This is a genomic window from Kitasatospora sp. NPDC001540, assembly GCF_042894345.1.
Lineage (GTDB): Bacteria > Actinomycetota > Actinomycetes > Streptomycetales > Streptomycetaceae > Kitasatospora > Kitasatospora phosalacinea_C.
Genome location: NZ_JBIAVO010000039.1, coordinates 56,269 through 72,045, shown reverse-complemented (window position 1 = coordinate 72,045; position 15,777 = coordinate 56,269). Strand labels below are relative to the sequence as shown.

The following is a 15,777-nucleotide window of genomic DNA, read 5'->3' as shown; positions in this document are numbered from 1 at the left end:
CGCTGTTGAGTTCTCAAGGAACGGACGCTTCCTTCGAGCCGCATCCCTGCGGACCCTCCGGGCGCTTCGTTCTTTCGTGTTCCCAGCTTATCAGACGTTTTCCGCTCCGTTTTCCGGAGTTTCATTCGATCCGATTCGCTTTCGCCTTTCGGCGCTCCCGAACTCTACCAGAGTTTCTCGGCCTGTTTTCCCCGCCCCATTCGATTCGAACGAATTCGAATCCGGAGCGAAGCCGCACGACCGTGGGGCAACCCGGAGAACATTACGCACCGGGCTGCCCCAGGTCAAATCAGGTCGTGCCTCAGACCTCGACGACGACCGGGAGGATCATCGGGCGGCGGCGGTAGTTGTCCGCGACCCACTTGCCGATGGTCCGGCGGACCAGCTGCTGGACCTGGCGGACCTCCAGGACGCCCTCGTTCGCGGAGCGGGTCAGGGCCTCCTCCAGCTTGCCGGCGATCGGGGTGAACGCACTGTCCTCGATGCCGGAACCGCGGGCCTGGATGGTGGGGCTGCCGACGATCTTGCCGTTGGTGGAGTCGACCACCACGAAGACCGAGATGAAGCCTTCTTCACCAAGGATCCGGCGGTCCTTGAGCGAGGCCTCGGTGATGTCGCCGACGGAGGAGCCGTCGACGTAGACGTAGCCCGCCCGGACCTTGCCGACGACCCGGGCGACGCCCTTCTCCAGGTCCACGCAGACGCCGTCCTCGGCGATGACGACGCGGTTGCGCGGGATGCCGGTGGCGATGCCGAGGTCGGCGGCGGCGCGCAGGTGGCGCCATTCGCCGTGGACCGGCATCAGGTTCTTGGGCTTGCAGATGTTGAAGAAGTACAGGAGCTCGCCGGCCGAGGCGTGGCCGGAGACGTGCACCTTGGCGTTGCCCTTGTGGACGACCTTGGCGCCCCAGCGGGTGAGGCCGTTGATGACGCGGTAGACGGCGTTCTCGTTGCCGGGGATCAGCGAGGAGGCGAGGACGACGGTGTCGCCCTCGACGATGCGGATCTGGTGGTCGCGGTTGGCCATCCGGGAGAGGGCCGCCATCGGCTCGCCCTGGGAGCCGGTGCAGATGAGCACCACCTCCTTGTCGGGCAGGTCGTCGAGGGTCTTGACGTCGACGAGCAGGTTGCCGGGCACCTTCAGGTAGCCGAGCTCGCGGGCGATGCCCATGTTGCGGACCATGGAGCGGCCGACGAAGGCGACCTTGCGCTTGTACTCGTGCGCGGCGTCCAGGACCTGCTGGATGCGGTGCACGTGGCTGGCGAAGGAGGCGACGATGATGCGCTTGTCCGCGTTGGCGAAGACGTTGCGCAGGGCCGCGGAGATGTCGCGCTCGTGCGGGATGAAGCCGGGGACCTCGGCGTTGGTGGAGTCCACCAGGAGGAGGTCCATGCCCTCCTCCGCCAGCTTGGCGAAGGTCGGGAGGTCGGTGAGGCGGCCGTCCAGCGGGAGCTGGTCCATCTTGAAGTCACCGGTGGCGACGACCATGCCCGCGGGGGTGCGGACGGCGACGGCGAGGGCGTCCGGGATGGAGTGGTTGACCGCGATGAACTCGCAGTCGAAGGGACCGATCCGCTCGCGGTCGCCCTCCACGACCTCCAGGACGTAGGGGTGGATACGGTGCTCGGCGAGCTTGGCCTCGATCAGGGCGAGGGTGAGCTTCGAGCCGATCAGCGGGATGTCCGGGTTCTCCCGGAGCAGGTAGGGCACGGCACCGATGTGGTCCTCGTGGCCGTGGGTCAGGACGATGCCGTCGATCTTGTCGAGGCGGTCCCGGATGTAGCTGAAGTCGGGGAGGATCAGGTCGACGCCGGGCTGCTCGTCCTCGGGGAAGAGCACGCCGCAGTCGATGATCAGGATCCGGTCGCCGTACTCGAGGACCGTCATGTTGCGGCCGATCTCGCCGAGGCCGCCGAGCGGGGTGATGCGGAGGGCGCCTTCCTTGAGTGCGGGGGGCGCGCCGAGTTCGGGGTGCGGGTGGCTCAAAAGACTCTCCTCACGACGCACGCCATATGCCCGGGGGGTTCCTCCCCCGGCGACATATGGCGTGCGTCCATCGTGGTTACCTGACTGCCGATGTGCCGCGCGCCTTCGGTCCCGGTCCAGCGGCGGACCCGGGTGGGTCCGGCGAGCCGGGGACGCGCACGTCTGTTGTTGGTTACAGGTGTACCCCGCCGGCGGCGAGATCCTCCTTCAGCCGGGCGGTCTCCGCGTCCGTGGCGGAGACCAGCGGCAGTCGGAGCGGTCCGGCCGGGTGTCCCTGCAGGTTCAACGCCGCCTTGGAGAGGATCACTCCCTGGGTGCGGAACATTCCGGTGTAGACCGGCAGCAGGGTCTGGTGCACGGCGAGCGCCTTGGCGGTGTCGCCGGCCGCGAAGGCCTCGATCATGGTGCGGATCTCGCGGGCGACGACGTGGCCGACCACGCTGACCACGCCGACGGCTCCGACCGAGAGCAGCGGCAGGGTCAGGACGTCGTCGCCGGAGTACCAGGCGAGGTCGGTGCGGGCGATGACCTGGGCGGCCGCGGCGACGTCGCCCTTGGCGTCCTTGTTGGCGACGATCCGGGGGTGCTCGGCGAGGCGGACCAGGGTCTCGGTCTCCAGGGCGACGCCGGAGCGGCCGGGGATGTCGTACAGCATGACCGGCAGCTCGGTGGCGTCGGCCACGGCGACGGTGTGCCGGTACAGGCCCTCCTGCGGGGGCTTGCTGTAGTACGGGGTGACGACGAGCAGGCCGTGCGCACCGGCGGCCTCGGCCTGGCGGGCGAGTTCGGCGCTGTGGCGGGTGTCGTTGGTGCCGACGCCGCTGATCACGTGGGCGCGGTCCCCGACCGCCTCGACCACGGCCCGTACCAGTCGGGCCTTCTCCGCGTCGGTGGTGGTGGGCGACTCGCCGGTGGTGCCGTTGAGCACCAGGCCGTCGTTGCCGGAGTCCACCAGGTGGGCGGCGAGGCGCTGGGCGCCGTCGAGGTCGAGTTCGCCCTCGGGGGTGAACGGGGTGACCATCGCGGTCAGGACCCGGCCGAAGGGCGTCTGCGGGGTGGAGGTCGGAGCCATGGGTCCAAAGCTACTCGTAGGGCGGTGGTCGGTAGCCACGCAGGTCCAGGGTTTGGACAGTGCGGGGCGGTGGGGAGGGCGCCGGAACCCGGGCCGGACATGGGATTCCGGTGCTGCGCGCTCGGGGGTTCACGCAGCACCGGAATCCGTGTCCTGAGCGTATGGAGCGGCCGAGAAAGCCGCAATCCAGACATGCCGGACAGTCCGCCCGTCTGCCCGTCGCCGCAGGTCAGCGGCCGGGCGGCGGCCCGGGGCGGCGGGCCGCACGGGTGAGCGCCCCCGGCCCGGCCCGGACGCCCCGTCAGGCCGTCAGACCTTGCGCCAGCCCGGCACCCAGGCGCCGTCCTCGACGGTGTAGTCGCCGAACAGCGACGGGGCCTCCTTGACCATCAGCTCGCCGATCTTGCCGAACAGCAGCCGGATCTCCTCCTCGGCGCCCGGCGCGGTGCGGTTCTCGATGACGTGCCGCAGGGTGCGGACGTTGGCCGTCCAGACCAGGCCGGTGGCCAGGCCCTCGGGGGCGAAGCGGCGCATGAAGGAGGTCTTCTCCTTCTTCTCGTGGAAGGGCACGCCCTCCTCGTCCAGCCCGAAGTGGTCGGCCATCCAGTGCTGGAACTCCTCGATCTCCTTCATTAGGCCGGTGGCCCGGGTCATCAGCTCCTCGTCCCGCTGGGCCCACTCGGGGAACCAGAACGGGATGTCGTCGAGGCGGACGAAGCGCAGCGACTCCTGGGAGACCGCGACGCCGGCCCGGTGCCGGACCAGCTCGTGGGTGACCACCCGGCTGACGTTGTGCAGGACGAAGGTGAAGGAGACGTGCTCCAGCACCGAGCCGTGCGCGCTGGCCAGGATGTTCCTGAGGTAGGCGTCCTGGTCGGTGCGGACCTTGGTGACGTTCGGGTTGAGGCCCGGCTTCCAGGAGCGGTAGCAGATCCGGCCCGCGAACTCGGCCAGGTTCTGGGCGTCGTCCAGGTCACCGCGGTCGACCCGCTCCAGCCAGCTCTCGCCGCCGACGTCCTGGAGGTAGGCGGCGACCTCGTCGTAGTCGAGTTCGGGGCGGGCGATGAGGTGGACCTGGGGCTCTACTGCGCGCATGGGAGAACGTCCTGAGGGGGTCTGGAGGAGAGTACGGGTCAGTCTACGGCGGTGGGCGAGCCCGTTCCGTGCAGCTTGATGGCGTGCTGCATGGCCTTGCGCGCCCGCGGCACGTCGCCCGCGTCCGCGTACGCCACCGCCAGGCGGAAGAAGTTCCGCCAGTCGGTGGGGTCGGCCTCGGCCTCGGCCTTGCGGCGGGTGAACACCGCGTCGGCCGAGGCGCGGTCGATCCGGCCGCCGGCGGTGCGCTTCAGCTCGTCGACGGGCAGGCCGCCCTCGGCCTCCAGCTCGCGGGCCAGCCGCTCGCTGGCCCGGCCGAAGCGGACGGTCTGGGCGAGGAACCAGACGCCGATCACCGGGATGACGAAGGCGCACAGGCCGATGCCGATGCCCAACGGCTTTCCGGTGGCGACCAGTTGGACGCCCTCGCCGACGCAGACCAGGCTGACCAGCAGCAGCAGGCCGGAGAGGACGAAGAAGCCGGTGCGGGAGGTCATGTCACAGGTCCAGGAAGTGTTCCAGGCCGAAGGTGAGGCCCGGGTGGTCGGCGATCTTCCGCGCGCCGAGCAGGATGCCGGGCATGAAGCTGCTGTGGTGCATGGAGTCGTGCCGGATCGTGAGGGTCTCGCCGGTGTCGCCGAACATCACCTGCTGGTGGGCCAGCAGGCCGCGCAGCCGCACCGCGTGCACCGGGACGCCGTCCACGTCGGCGCCGCGGGCGCCGGGCAGGCCGTGGGTGGTCGGGTCGTGCTGCGGGGGCAGCCCGGCCTCGGCGCGGGCGGCGGCGATCAGCTGGGCGGTGCGGGTGGCGGTGCCGGAGGGGGCGTCGGCCTTGTTGTCGTGGTGGAGTTCGATCACCTCGACGGACTCGAAGTACCGGGCGGCGAGCTGGGAGAACTTCATCCCGAGGATCGCGCCGATGGAGAAGTTGGGGGCGATCAGCAGGCCCAACTCGGGCGCCTTGGCCAGCAGTTCGCGGACGGTGGCGAGGCGTTCCTCGGTCCAGCCGGTGGTGCCGGTGACCACGTGGATGCCGTTGCTCAGGCAGTAGTCGAGGTTGCCCATCACCGAGTCGGGGTGGGTGAGTTCGACGGCGACGTCGACCCGGGCCTCGGTGAGTTCGGTCAGGTCGGAGCCGCGGCCCAGGGCGGCCACCAGCTCCATGTCCTCGGCGGCCTCGACGGCCTTGACGGCCTCCGAGCCGATCCGGCCCCTGGCGCCGATCACGGCGACGCGCAGCGTCATGTCAGTCATCCTCTCAGGCCGGCCGGTCAGACCAGCAGGTCGGCGAGCTTGGCGGCCCGCCGGTCGTTGATCGGGCCGATCAGGGCGAGCGAGGGGCGGTGCGCCCCCAGCACATCACGGGCGACGGCGTGCACGTCGTCCAGGGTCACCGCGGCGATCCTGCCGAGCATCTCGTCCACCGACAGGTGGTGGCCGTAGGAGAGCTCGGCCTTGCCGATCCGGTTCATCAGCGAGCCGGTGTCCTCCATGCCGAGCACGGTGGAGCCGGAGATCTGGCCGATGGCGCGGCGCAGCTCCTCCTCGGTGATGCCCTCCTCGACGACCCGGGCGAGCTCGGCGCGGCAGATCTTCAGCACCTCCTCGACCCGCTTGGGCTGGCAGCCCGCGTAGATGCCGAACAGGCCGGTGTCGGCGTACGAGGAGGAGTACGAGTAGACGGAGTACGCCAGGCCGCGCTTCTCCCGGACCTCCTGGAACAGCCGGGAGCTCATCCCGCCGCCGAGGGCCGCGTTGAGCACGCCGAGCGCCCAGCGGCGCTCGTCGTGGCGCGGCACGCCGGGGACGCCGAGGACCAGGTGGGCCTGCTCGGTGGGGCGGTTGAGGACGGCGGCCTTCCCGGCGGTGCGGACCGCCTTGACGCCGCGGCGGACCTCGGCGGGGTGGCCCTTGGACTTGGCCAGGACGGGCGCGAAGGCCTGCTCGACCAGCTTGACCACCTTGGCGTGGTCGAGGTTCCCGGCGGCGGCGACCACCAGGTTCTCCGGCTTGTAGCGGCGCTGGTAGAAGCCCGCGATCTGGTCGCGGGTGAGCCCGGTGACGGTCTCCTGGGTGCCCAGGATGGGGCGGCCGAGCGGGCCGTCGCCGAAGATCACCTTGGCGAACAGGTCGTGCACCACGTCGCCCGGGTCGTCCTCGGCCATCGCCATCTCCTCGAGGATGACGCCGCGTTCGGACTCCACGTCCTCGGGGCGGATCAGCGAGCCGGTCAGCATGTCGCAGACCACGTCGATGGCGAGCGGCAGGTCGGTGTCCAGGACCCGCGCGTAGTAGCAGGTGTTCTCCTTGGCGGTGAAGGCGTTCATCTCGCCGCCGACCGCGTCCAGCGCGGCGGAGATCTCCAGGGCGTCGCGCCGGGCGGTGCCCTTGAAGAGCAGGTGCTCCAGGTAGTGGGTGGCGCCGTTGAGGACGGGCGTCTCGTCGCGGGAGCCGACGCCGACCCAGATGCCGAAGGTGGCGCTGCGCACCGTCGGGAGGGTCTCGGTGACGACCCGCAGGCCGCCGGGGAGCACCGTGCGGCGGACGGTGCCCGCGCCGTCGGTGCCCTTGAGCAGGGTCCGGGTGGTTCCGGGGCGCTGCTTCGCCGCCGAGGCCTGGGCCACGGGTGTTCCTTCCAACTGCTGCTTCACGAACAGGGTTTCTGCGAACAGGGTGCGGCCCGCACGCGCCGGGTGGGCGTGCGGGCCGCGGGTGCTACCGGGAGGTCACTCGGAGGCGGCGGCCTCGCCGCCCTCCTCGCCCTCGACGACCGGGATCAGCGACAGCTTGCCGCGCGGGTCGATCTCGGCGATCTCGACCTGCACCTTGGCGCCGACGCCGAGCACGTCCTCGACGTTCTCGACGCGCTTGCCGCCGGCCAGCTTGCGGATCTGCGAGATGTGCAGCAGACCGTCCTTGCCCGGCATGAGCGAGACGAAGGCGCCGAAGGTGGTGGTCTTCACCACGGTGCCCAGGTAGCGCTCGCCGACCTCCGGCATGGTCGGGTTGGCGATCTGGTTGATCGTCGAGCGGGCGGCCTCCGCCGAGGGGCCGTCGACCGCACCGATGTAGATGGTGCCGTCGTCCTCGATGGTGATGTCCGCGCCGGTGTCCTCCTGGATCTGGTTGATCATCTTGCCCTTGGGGCCGATGACCTCGCCGATCTTGTCCACCGGGATCTTGATGGTGATGATCCGCGGCGCGTTCGGGGACATCTCGTCGGGCGCGTCGATGGCCTCGTTCATGACGTCGAGGATGTGCAGGCGGGCGTCCTTGGCCTGCTTCAGCGCGGCGGCCAGCACGGAGGCCGGGATGCCGTCGAGCTTGGTGTCGAGCTGCAGGGCGGTGATGAAGTTGCGGGTGCCGGCGACCTTGAAGTCCATGTCGCCGTACGCGTCCTCGGCGCCGAGGATGTCGGTGAGGGTCACGTAGTGGGTCTCGCCGTTGATCTCCTGGGAGATCAGGCCCATCGCGATGCCCGCGACCGGGGCCTTCAGCGGCACACCGGCGTTCAGCAGCGACATGGTGGACGCGCAGACCGAGCCCATCGAGGTCGAGCCGTTGGAGCCGAGCGCCTCGGAGACCTGGCGGATCGCGTAGGGGAACTCCTCGCGGGACGGCAGGACCGGGAGGATCGCCCGCTCGGCGAGGGCGCCGTGGCCGATCTCGCGGCGCTTGGGCGAGCCCACGCGGCCGGTCTCGCCGACCGAGTACGGCGGGAAGTTGTAGTTGTGCATGTAGCGGCGACGGGTCTCCGGGGAGAGCGTGTCGAGCTGCTGCTCCATGCGCAGCATGTTCAGCGTGGTGACGCCCAGGATCTGGGTCTCGCCGCGCTCGAACAGGGCCGAGCCGTGCACCCGCGGGATGGCCTCGACCTCGGCGGCCAGGGTGCGGATGTCGGTGACGCCGCGGCCGTCGATGCGGACCTTGTCCTTGATGACGCGCTCGCGGACGATCTTCTTGGTCAGCGCGTTGTAGGCGGCGCTGATCTCCTTCTCGCGGCCCTCGAACTCCGGGAGCAGCTTGTCGGCGGCGACGCCCTTGATGCGGTCCAGCTCGTTCTGGCGCTCCTGCTTGCCGGCGATGGTGAGCGCCTTGGCGAGCTCGTCCTTGACGGCGGCGGTCAGCGCGGCCAGCACGTCGTCCTGGTACTCCAGGAAGACCGGGAACTCGCCGGTCGGCTTGGCGGCCTGCTTGGCGAGCTGGGACTGCGCGGCGCACAGCACCTTGATGAAGGGCTTCGCGGCCTCCAGACCGGCGGCGACGACCTCCTCGGTGGGCGCCTCGGCGCCGCCCTCGACCAGCTTGATGGTCTTGTCGGTGGCCTCGGCCTCGACCATCATGATCGCGACGTCGCCGTCCGGCAGGACGCGACCGGCGACGACCATGTCGAAGACGGCCGACTCCAGCTCGGAGTGGGTCGGGAAGGCCACCCACTGGCCGTTGATCAGCGCGACGCGGACGCCGCCGATCGGGCCGGAGAACGGCAGGCCGGCCAGCTGGGTGGAGGCGGAGGCCGCGTTGATGGCCACCACGTCGTACAGGTGGTCGGGGTTGAGCGCCATGACGGTCACGACGACCTGGATCTCGTTGCGCAGGCCCTTGACGAAGGACGGGCGCAGCGGGCGGTCGATCAGGCGACAGGTCAGGATCGCGTCCTCGGAGGGGCGGCCCTCGCGACGGAAGAACGAGCCGGGGATGCGGCCCGCGGCGTACATCCGCTCCTCGACGTCCACCGTGAGCGGGAAGAAGTCGAAGTGCTCCTTGGGCTGCTTCGAGGCGCTGGTGGCCGACAGCACCATGGTGTCGTCGTCCAGGTAGGCCACGGCGGAGCCGGCGGCCTGACGGGCCAGGCGGCCGGTCTCGAAGCGGATGGTGCGGGTGCCGAAGCTGCCGTTGTCGATGACGGCCTCGGCGTAGAAAACGTTCTCTTCCACCTGGAAGATCTCCTCTTTCGTACGTCTCCCCAGGAGCGCCCCTGCGCTTGCCTGCCGTGGCCCGGGCAGCTGGGCCGGTCTTCGATCGAAGCCACCGGGTCGGTCCCTCTCGTGGGGGTTCCCGGCGGCCACTACCGAGGACCGGCGCCTTTCGGCGCGCGGCGGCGGTGGCGTGTGGACGCTCCTGCGGGGTGCGGGCGGCCTCCGATGGAGGCCTTGATTCGTCCCGCAAGGGCGGGCATGCCCTTTACCTTACAAATTCACACCCTACCGAGCGCGGCTTTACGCGGACGGCTTCGTCGCGGGGCGTGGTCGCGGGGTGGCGCGGAATGCGCCGAAGGGCGGCTCCCCCGGTGAGGGGAGCCGCCCCTGCGAGCGGTGTCAGCGGGCGCCGCCGGCGGCACCGCGGCGGATGCCGAGGCGGTCCACCAGGGTACGGAAGCGCTCGATGTCCTTCTTGGCCAGGTACTGCAGCAGGCGGCGGCGCTGGCCGACCAGGATCAGCAGGCCACGACGCGAGTGGTGGTCGTGCTTGTGGAACTTCAGGTGCTCGGTCAGGTCCGAGATGCGGCGGGAGAGCATGGCGACCTGGACCTCGGGGGAGCCGGTGTCGCCCTCCTTCTGGCCGAACTCGGCGATGATCTGCTTCTTGACGTCAGCGGCGAGGGCCACGGGCATCTCCTTCGGTTGGTTGGCCGAGCGGTCCTGGTAGGAAGCACAGGACCTGACAAGACTCGGACGGATCAACGATACCAGCGCGGCTCAGCCGGTCGCGCCGCGCACCACGTTGTAGATGTTGAGCACCGCGAGCGCGAGCGGGACGAGCGCGATCAGCATCAGGCTGTCGACCATGTCCAGGATGCGGCCCCAGAACGGGGAGACCCCGGAACGGGGGACGATCAGCGCGATCGCGGTCATCACCGCGGCACCGGCCGCGATGGACGCGGCCAGCCACACGGTGCGCAGGTCGCCGCCGCCCTCGTTGGTGAGCTTGGCCATCAGCAGGTGCAGCGGGGTGTGCAGGGCCAGGCCGAGGATCAGCAGGGACAGCGCGGTCAGGCCGGAGATGGTCAGCGCGAAGACCTGCGCGGTGTAGCGGAACAGCCGGGCCCGCAGCATGGTCGAGACGCCGATGGCCAGGGCCAGCAGTTCAGCCCAGGAGCGGTCGCTGAAGCCGAGCACGGCGCAGGCGCCGACGATGGTGGCGGAGGCGCCGCCGACCAGGCCGACCAGCACCTCGTGGCCGCGGCGGGCCTGGGCGGCGATCCGCTCGTACTGGACGGTCTCGGCGGTGTTGGCCTCCTCGCCGTAGGCGCTGCCGCGGGTGCGGGTCTGGCCGGGGGCGCTGAAGCCGACGGGCAGGCGGGCGAAGCGGGCGGAGAGGGCGGGCAGGAAGCCGACCGCGGCGACGCCGGCCACGCCGGTGACCGCGGCGATGTCGGTGATCGCGGTGCCGGACATCAGGACGGCGGCGAAGGTGGCCAGGGTGCCGGCGGCGGCCAGGAAGGAGGCGGCGACGAACGCCGAGTCCTTCTCCGGCAGCAGGCCGACCAGCAGGACGGAGACCACCAGCACGGTGACGCAGCCGACCAGGAACTGGAGCCGGCCGGGGCCGCTGCCCTCGTTCGCGACGTCGATGATGCCGGAGCCCGCCAGCATGGCGTGCGGCAGCGCGCCGAGGCCGAGGGCCAGCGCGGCGGTGTGGTCGGCGTACACCCGGGCGCGGACACCGGCGAAGGTGACCAGGACGACCGTGGTGACGCCGGACAGGATGCCGGGCAGGCCGAACATGTTGTGCCGCAGGTCGGAGAACCAGAGCGCGAAGGCCAGCAGCGTGAGCAGGACGGTGCCCGCGATCAGGCCGAAGGCCCGCATCAGGTCGGGGCTCCAGAACCGGCGGTCGGCCTCGACCGCGGAGGCGATGGCGTCCGCGACGTCGTCGTAGACCGCGGGCGGCAGCGATTCGGCGAACGGCCGCAGGCTCAGCAGGTCGCCGTCGCGGACCTGCTGGGCGGCCAGCGGCAGCCCGCTGTCCAGCACGGTGCCGTCCCGTCGGACCAGGTGGAAGCCGGTGGGCGTCCCGTCCACCTGGGTCTGCCCGGAGAGCCTCAGTACCTCCGGGTAGATGTCCGCGAGCGGGACGTCCTCCGGAAGTGCGACGTCGATCCGGCTGTCCGGTGCCACCACGGTGACCCGGCAAAAACCGGTCGTTGCGTTGTTGCTCACCGGCCCTCTCCCCCTCGTTGGCTGTGTCGGCAAGTCTGCTGACCACTCGTCGCAGCGGCTCCGGAACTGTCACGGTCCGAACGAGAGTTGGCGCGGCGACACCTTACCCTCCGCGGGAAGGGCCGTGTACGCGGGGTCCGGGCGCCGGGGCCGGACGGCCCGCTGACGGCGGATCAGTCCCGGCCGGGGCCCGATCCGACCCCGTGGACGAACCGCTTGGCGTGCACAGTAGGATCGGCCCCTGCGCACGGCGTACGGGGGCGGCGATCGAAGACGCGACAGCCCCGCGCGCCTGCGGTTCGGCGGAGCGGGGGCGGCGTCATCACACGGGGCGCCCTCACCGTACGTATCCAGATGCGTGAGGGCGGATTGTGAGCGAGCGATGGGGGCGCCCCCTGTCAAGTGCCCTGGGAGGGCGCGTCGTTGAGAACGGGGAGTCGCGCGCTGCGGCTGCCGCCCGGGACGGGGTGATGGCATGAGTACGGTGACGGTGAAGCGCCCGCCGCGGGCGTTCCCGCCCGCGGTGTCGGAGGAGCCGGTCGAGCTGGTTCCGCCGCCCGAGCTGCCGCGCGGTGGCGGCGAGGACTGGTTGATGACGCTGATGCCGATGCTCGGCATGGGCGGCAGCGCGGCCTTCCTGTTCCAGGGCGGCCAGGGCCCGATGAAGATGATGGGCGTGCTGATGATCGCGTCCACCGCCGCGATGGCGGTGGCGCAGATCGTCCGGGCCCGCAAGGGCGGCAGCGCGGCGACCTCGGACGAGCGCCGCGACTACCTGAAGTACCTGCAGCAGAAGCGGCGCGAGGTGCGCCGCACGGCCGAGCGGCAGCGCGGGGCGCTGCTGTTCACCCACCCGGAGCCGGACCAGCTGTGGTCGGTGGTGGCCGAGGGCCGCCGCCTGTGGGAGCGCCGGCCGACGGACCCGGACTTCGCGCAGATCCGGGTCGGCCTCGGGCCGCTGCAGCTGTCGACGCCGCTGGTGGCGCCGCAGACCGCGCCGATGGACGAGCTGGAGCCGCTCGCCGCGGAGGCGATGGGCACCTTCATCAAGACCCACGGCACCCTGCAGGACCTGCCGCTGGCGGTCTCGCTGCGGGCCTTCTACCACATCACGGTGTGCGGCGACCCGGACTCGGTGTACGGCAACGTGCGGGCGATGGTGGCCCAGTTGGCGACCCTGCACTCCCCCGAGGACCTGATGATCGGGGTGGCCGCCGCGCCCGGCGCGGTGGAGGAGTGGGAGTGGGCGAAGTGGCTGCCGCACACCCAGCACCGCAAGGAGAGCGACGGGGCCGGCTCGCGGCGCCTGATCGCCTCCGGGCTGGGCGAGTTGGAGGAGCTGCTGGCCAACGAGCTGGCCGGCCGCAAGGGCTTCTCCCGGGACAGCACGCCGACCCCGGACCAGCCGCACCTGGTGATCATCATGGACGGCGCCTCGGTGCCGGTCGACTCGGTGATCGCCGGTCCGGAGGGCGTCCAGGGCGTCACCGTGATCGAGGTCGTCCCGGGTGACCTGGACGAGCCCAACGGCCACCTGGTGATCACCGTCGGCAAGGACGACCTGCTGCTGGAGGCCGCCTCCGGGGCGAGCTACCCGGGCAAGCCGGACGCGCTCTCCAGCTGGCAGTCCGAGGCGCTGGCGCGGCAGTTGGCGCCGTTCCGGGCGTCCGCGGGCGGCGACGACAGCGACCCGTCGCTGGTGTCGATGGACTTCACCGAGATGATGCACACCGGCGACCCGGGCTCCTTCGACCCGGCCCGGCACTGGCGTCCCAAGCCGATCCGCGAGAAGCTGCGCGTCCCGCTGGGCGTCGGCAGCAACGGCGAGTACGTCTGGCTGGACATCAAGGAAGCCTCGCTGGAGGGCATGGGCCCGCACGGCATGTGCGTCGGCGCCACCGGTTCCGGCAAGTCCGAGGTGCTGCGCACCATCGTGCTGGCGCTGGCGGTCACCCACTCCTCCGAGGTGCTGAACCTGGTCCTCGCGGACTTCAAGGGTGGTGCGACCTTCGCCGGCATGTCGGAGATGCCGCACACCGCGGCCGTGATCACCAACCTCGAGGGCGAAGCGACCCTGATCGACCGCATGCGCGACGCGATCGAGGGCGAGATGAACCGCCGCCAGGAGCTGCTGCGCGCGGCGGGCAACTACGCGAACATCAACGAGTACGAGCGGGCCCGCGCGGCCGGCGCGCCGCTCGACCCGCTGCCCTCGCTGCTGATGATCATCGACGAGTTCTCCGAACTCCTCACCGCGAAGCCGGACTTCATCGAGCTGTTCATCCAGATCGGCCGCATCGGCCGTTCGCTGGGCATGCACATGCTGCTGGCCTCGCAGCGACTGGAGGAGGGCAAGCTCCGCGGTCTGGACACCTTCCTCTCCTACCGCCTGGGTCTGCGCACCTTCTCGGCCGCCGAGTCGCGGGCCGCGATCGGCGTGCCGGACGCCTACCACCTGCCGCCGATCCCCGGCGTGGGCTACCTCAAGTTCGGCTCCGACGTGATGGAGCGCTTCCGCGCCGCCTACGTCTCCGGCAAGTACCGGGCGCCGGGCACCCAGCGCGCGGTCGGCGGCCGGGTGGTCACCGCCCAGCCGGTGCTGTTCACCGCCGCCGAGGTCGAGGTCGTCGAGCCCGAGGTGGAGATCCTCCCGCAACTGCCCGAGGAGGAGGAGAAGGACGAGGCGCTGCTGGACACCATGCTCGACGTGTTCGTGCAGCGGATGATCGGCCAGGGCCCGCCCGCCCACCAGGTGTGGCTGCCCCCGCTGGACGACTCGCCGTCCGTGGACAGCCTGCTGGAGCCGCTGCAGATCAGCCCGGACCGCGGCCTGACCCCGGCGGCCGTCCGCCAGGGCAACCTGGTCGTGCCGGTCGGCATCGTCGACAAGCCGCGCGACCAGCGCCGCGACGTGATGTACCTGGACTACTCGGGCGCCGCCGGCCACGGCATGATCGTGGGCGGTCCGCGCTCCGGCAAGTCCACCATGGTGCGCACCATCGTGGCCGGCTTCTCGGTCACCCACACGCCGGTGGAGACGCAGTTCTACCTGCTCGACTTCGGCGGCGGCGGCTTCGGCTCGCTGGCCGACCTGCCGCACGTCGGCGGCGTCGCGGGCCGTCTGGACGTCGAGAAGGTCCGCCGCATGATCAGCGAGGTGCACGGCGTGCTCAACCGCCGTGAGGAGCTGTTCCGGGCGACCGGCATCGACACCATCGCCACCTACCGGGCCCGCCGGGCCGCCGGGCAGCTGCCCGACGAGCAGTTCGGCGACGTGTTCCTGTTCATCGACGGCTGGCTGACCTTCAAGCAGGAGTTCGAGGTCCTGGAGCCGGTCATCGCCGACATCGTCCAGCGCGGTCTCGGCTACGGCGTGCACGTGGTGATCACCGCGGCCCGCTACGCCGAGGTCCGCCCGGCGCTGAAGGACCAGCTGCAGAACCGGGTCGAGCTCAAGCTCGGTGACTCGATGGAGTCCGAGATCGGCCGCAAGGTCGCCGCGAACGTCCCGCCGATCCCGGGCCGCGGCCTGACCGCCGACCAGCTGCACTTCCTGTCCGGCCTGCCCCGGATCGACGGCTCCAGCAGCACCGAGGACCTGGTGGACGGCGTGGCCGACCTGGTCGCCCAGGTCAACGCGGCCTGGGGCGGCCCGCGGGCCCCGCAGGTGCGCATGCTGCCGCCGGTGCTGGACGGCCACTCGCTGCCCAAGGGCTTCGAGCACCCGGAGCTGGGCGTCGCGTTCGGCGTCGACGAGGTCGAGCTGGCGCCGGTGTTCGTCAACTTCGAGACCGACCCGCTGTTCGTCGTCTTCGGCGAGAGCGAGTCCGGCAAGTCGGCGCTCCTGCGCATGCTGATCAAGCAGATCACCGAGCGGTACACCCCGGACCAGGCGGGCATCGTGGTCGGCGACTTCCGCCGCTCGCTGCTCGGCGTGGTGCCGCCGGAGTACCTGGTGGAGTACGCGGCCGCCGCGCCCGCCATGTCGGCGATCGTGGAGATGCTGCGCGGGGCCTGCGGGCGCCGCCTGCCCGGCCCGGACGTCACGCCGGAGCAGCTGCGCAACCGCAGCTGGTACACCGGCAAGGACATGTTCGTGATCGTGGACGACTACGAGCTGGTCGCCACCCAGTCGGGCAACCCGATGGCGCCGCTGGCGGAGTTCCTGCCGTTCGCGCGCGACATCGGCCTGCGCCTGATCATCGCCCGCAACGCGGGTGGCGCCGGCCGCTCGCTGTTCGAGCCGGTGATGCAGCGCATGCGCGAGCTGGGCGGCCAGGGCGTGCTGCTCTCCGGCGACAAGGGCGAGGGCGCGCTGCTCGGCACGGTCAAGCCGCAGCCGCTGCCGCCGGGCCGCGGCGTGTTCGTCTCCCGCCGGATCCAGGCGGGCCAGACGGTGCAGACGGGCTGGCTGCCGACGCAGATCTAGCGCGGCCGCCGTGCACGCACGGTGACCGATG

Annotated in this window: 10 protein-coding genes; 1 reads left to right on the top strand and 9 read right to left on the bottom strand. The window is 71.0% G+C overall.

Going from position 1 to position 15,777, the window contains the following annotated elements:
• Positions 1-301: 301 nt before the first annotated feature.
• The 9 genes from ACFY00_RS32205 to eccD form a co-directional block, all read right to left on the bottom strand.
• Entirely contained in the window at positions 302-1,987 is a 1,686-nt protein-coding gene (locus tag ACFY00_RS32205) for a ribonuclease J (protein WP_388036149.1), read from the bottom strand.
• A gap of 172 nt (positions 1,988-2,159) precedes the next feature.
• On the bottom strand, positions 2,160-3,059 hold the full coding sequence (gene dapA / locus ACFY00_RS32200; protein WP_388036146.1) for a 4-hydroxy-tetrahydrodipicolinate synthase: 900 nt from the start codon (positions 3,057-3,059) through the stop codon (positions 2,160-2,162).
• 309 nt (positions 3,060-3,368) lie between these two features.
• Complete coding sequence (gene thyX / locus ACFY00_RS32195; protein WP_388036143.1) at positions 3,369-4,154, bottom strand: FAD-dependent thymidylate synthase; 786 nt, start codon at positions 4,152-4,154, stop codon at positions 3,369-3,371.
• A 38-nt stretch (positions 4,155-4,192) separates the two neighbouring features.
• Positions 4,193-4,651, bottom strand: a complete 459-nt coding sequence (locus tag ACFY00_RS32190) for a hypothetical protein (RefSeq protein WP_388036140.1) — start codon at positions 4,649-4,651, stop codon at positions 4,193-4,195.
• A 1-nt stretch (position 4,652) separates the two neighbouring features.
• Positions 4,653-5,399 (bottom strand): 4-hydroxy-tetrahydrodipicolinate reductase, encoded by a 747-nt coding sequence (gene dapB, locus ACFY00_RS32185; protein ID WP_388036137.1) that lies wholly within the window; start codon positions 5,397-5,399, stop codon positions 4,653-4,655.
• A gap of 26 nt (positions 5,400-5,425) precedes the next feature.
• Entirely contained in the window at positions 5,426-6,778 is a 1,353-nt protein-coding gene (locus tag ACFY00_RS32180) for a M16 family metallopeptidase (RefSeq protein ID WP_388036134.1), read from the bottom strand.
• Between the two features lie 102 nt (positions 6,779-6,880).
• Positions 6,881-9,091, bottom strand: coding sequence for a polyribonucleotide nucleotidyltransferase (locus tag ACFY00_RS32175; RefSeq protein WP_388036131.1), 2,211 nt, complete (start codon positions 9,089-9,091; stop codon positions 6,881-6,883).
• Between the two features lie 381 nt (positions 9,092-9,472).
• Complete coding sequence (rpsO, locus tag ACFY00_RS32170) at positions 9,473-9,763, bottom strand: 30S ribosomal protein S15 (protein ID WP_030462697.1); 291 nt, start codon at positions 9,761-9,763, stop codon at positions 9,473-9,475.
• Positions 9,764-9,853: 90 nt separating this feature from the next.
• Entirely contained in the window at positions 9,854-11,317 is a 1,464-nt protein-coding gene (eccD, locus tag ACFY00_RS32165) for a type VII secretion integral membrane protein EccD (RefSeq protein ID WP_388036128.1), read from the bottom strand.
• Between the two features lie 475 nt (positions 11,318-11,792).
• On the opposite strand from eccD, the gene eccCa reads away from it, so the two are divergent.
• The gene (gene eccCa / locus ACFY00_RS32160; RefSeq protein WP_388036125.1) at positions 11,793-15,746 is read left to right on the top strand and encodes a type VII secretion protein EccCa; all 3,954 of its coding nucleotides are present in this window, start codon (positions 11,793-11,795) and stop codon (positions 15,744-15,746) included.
• The last annotated feature ends 31 nt before the right edge of the window (positions 15,747-15,777 follow it).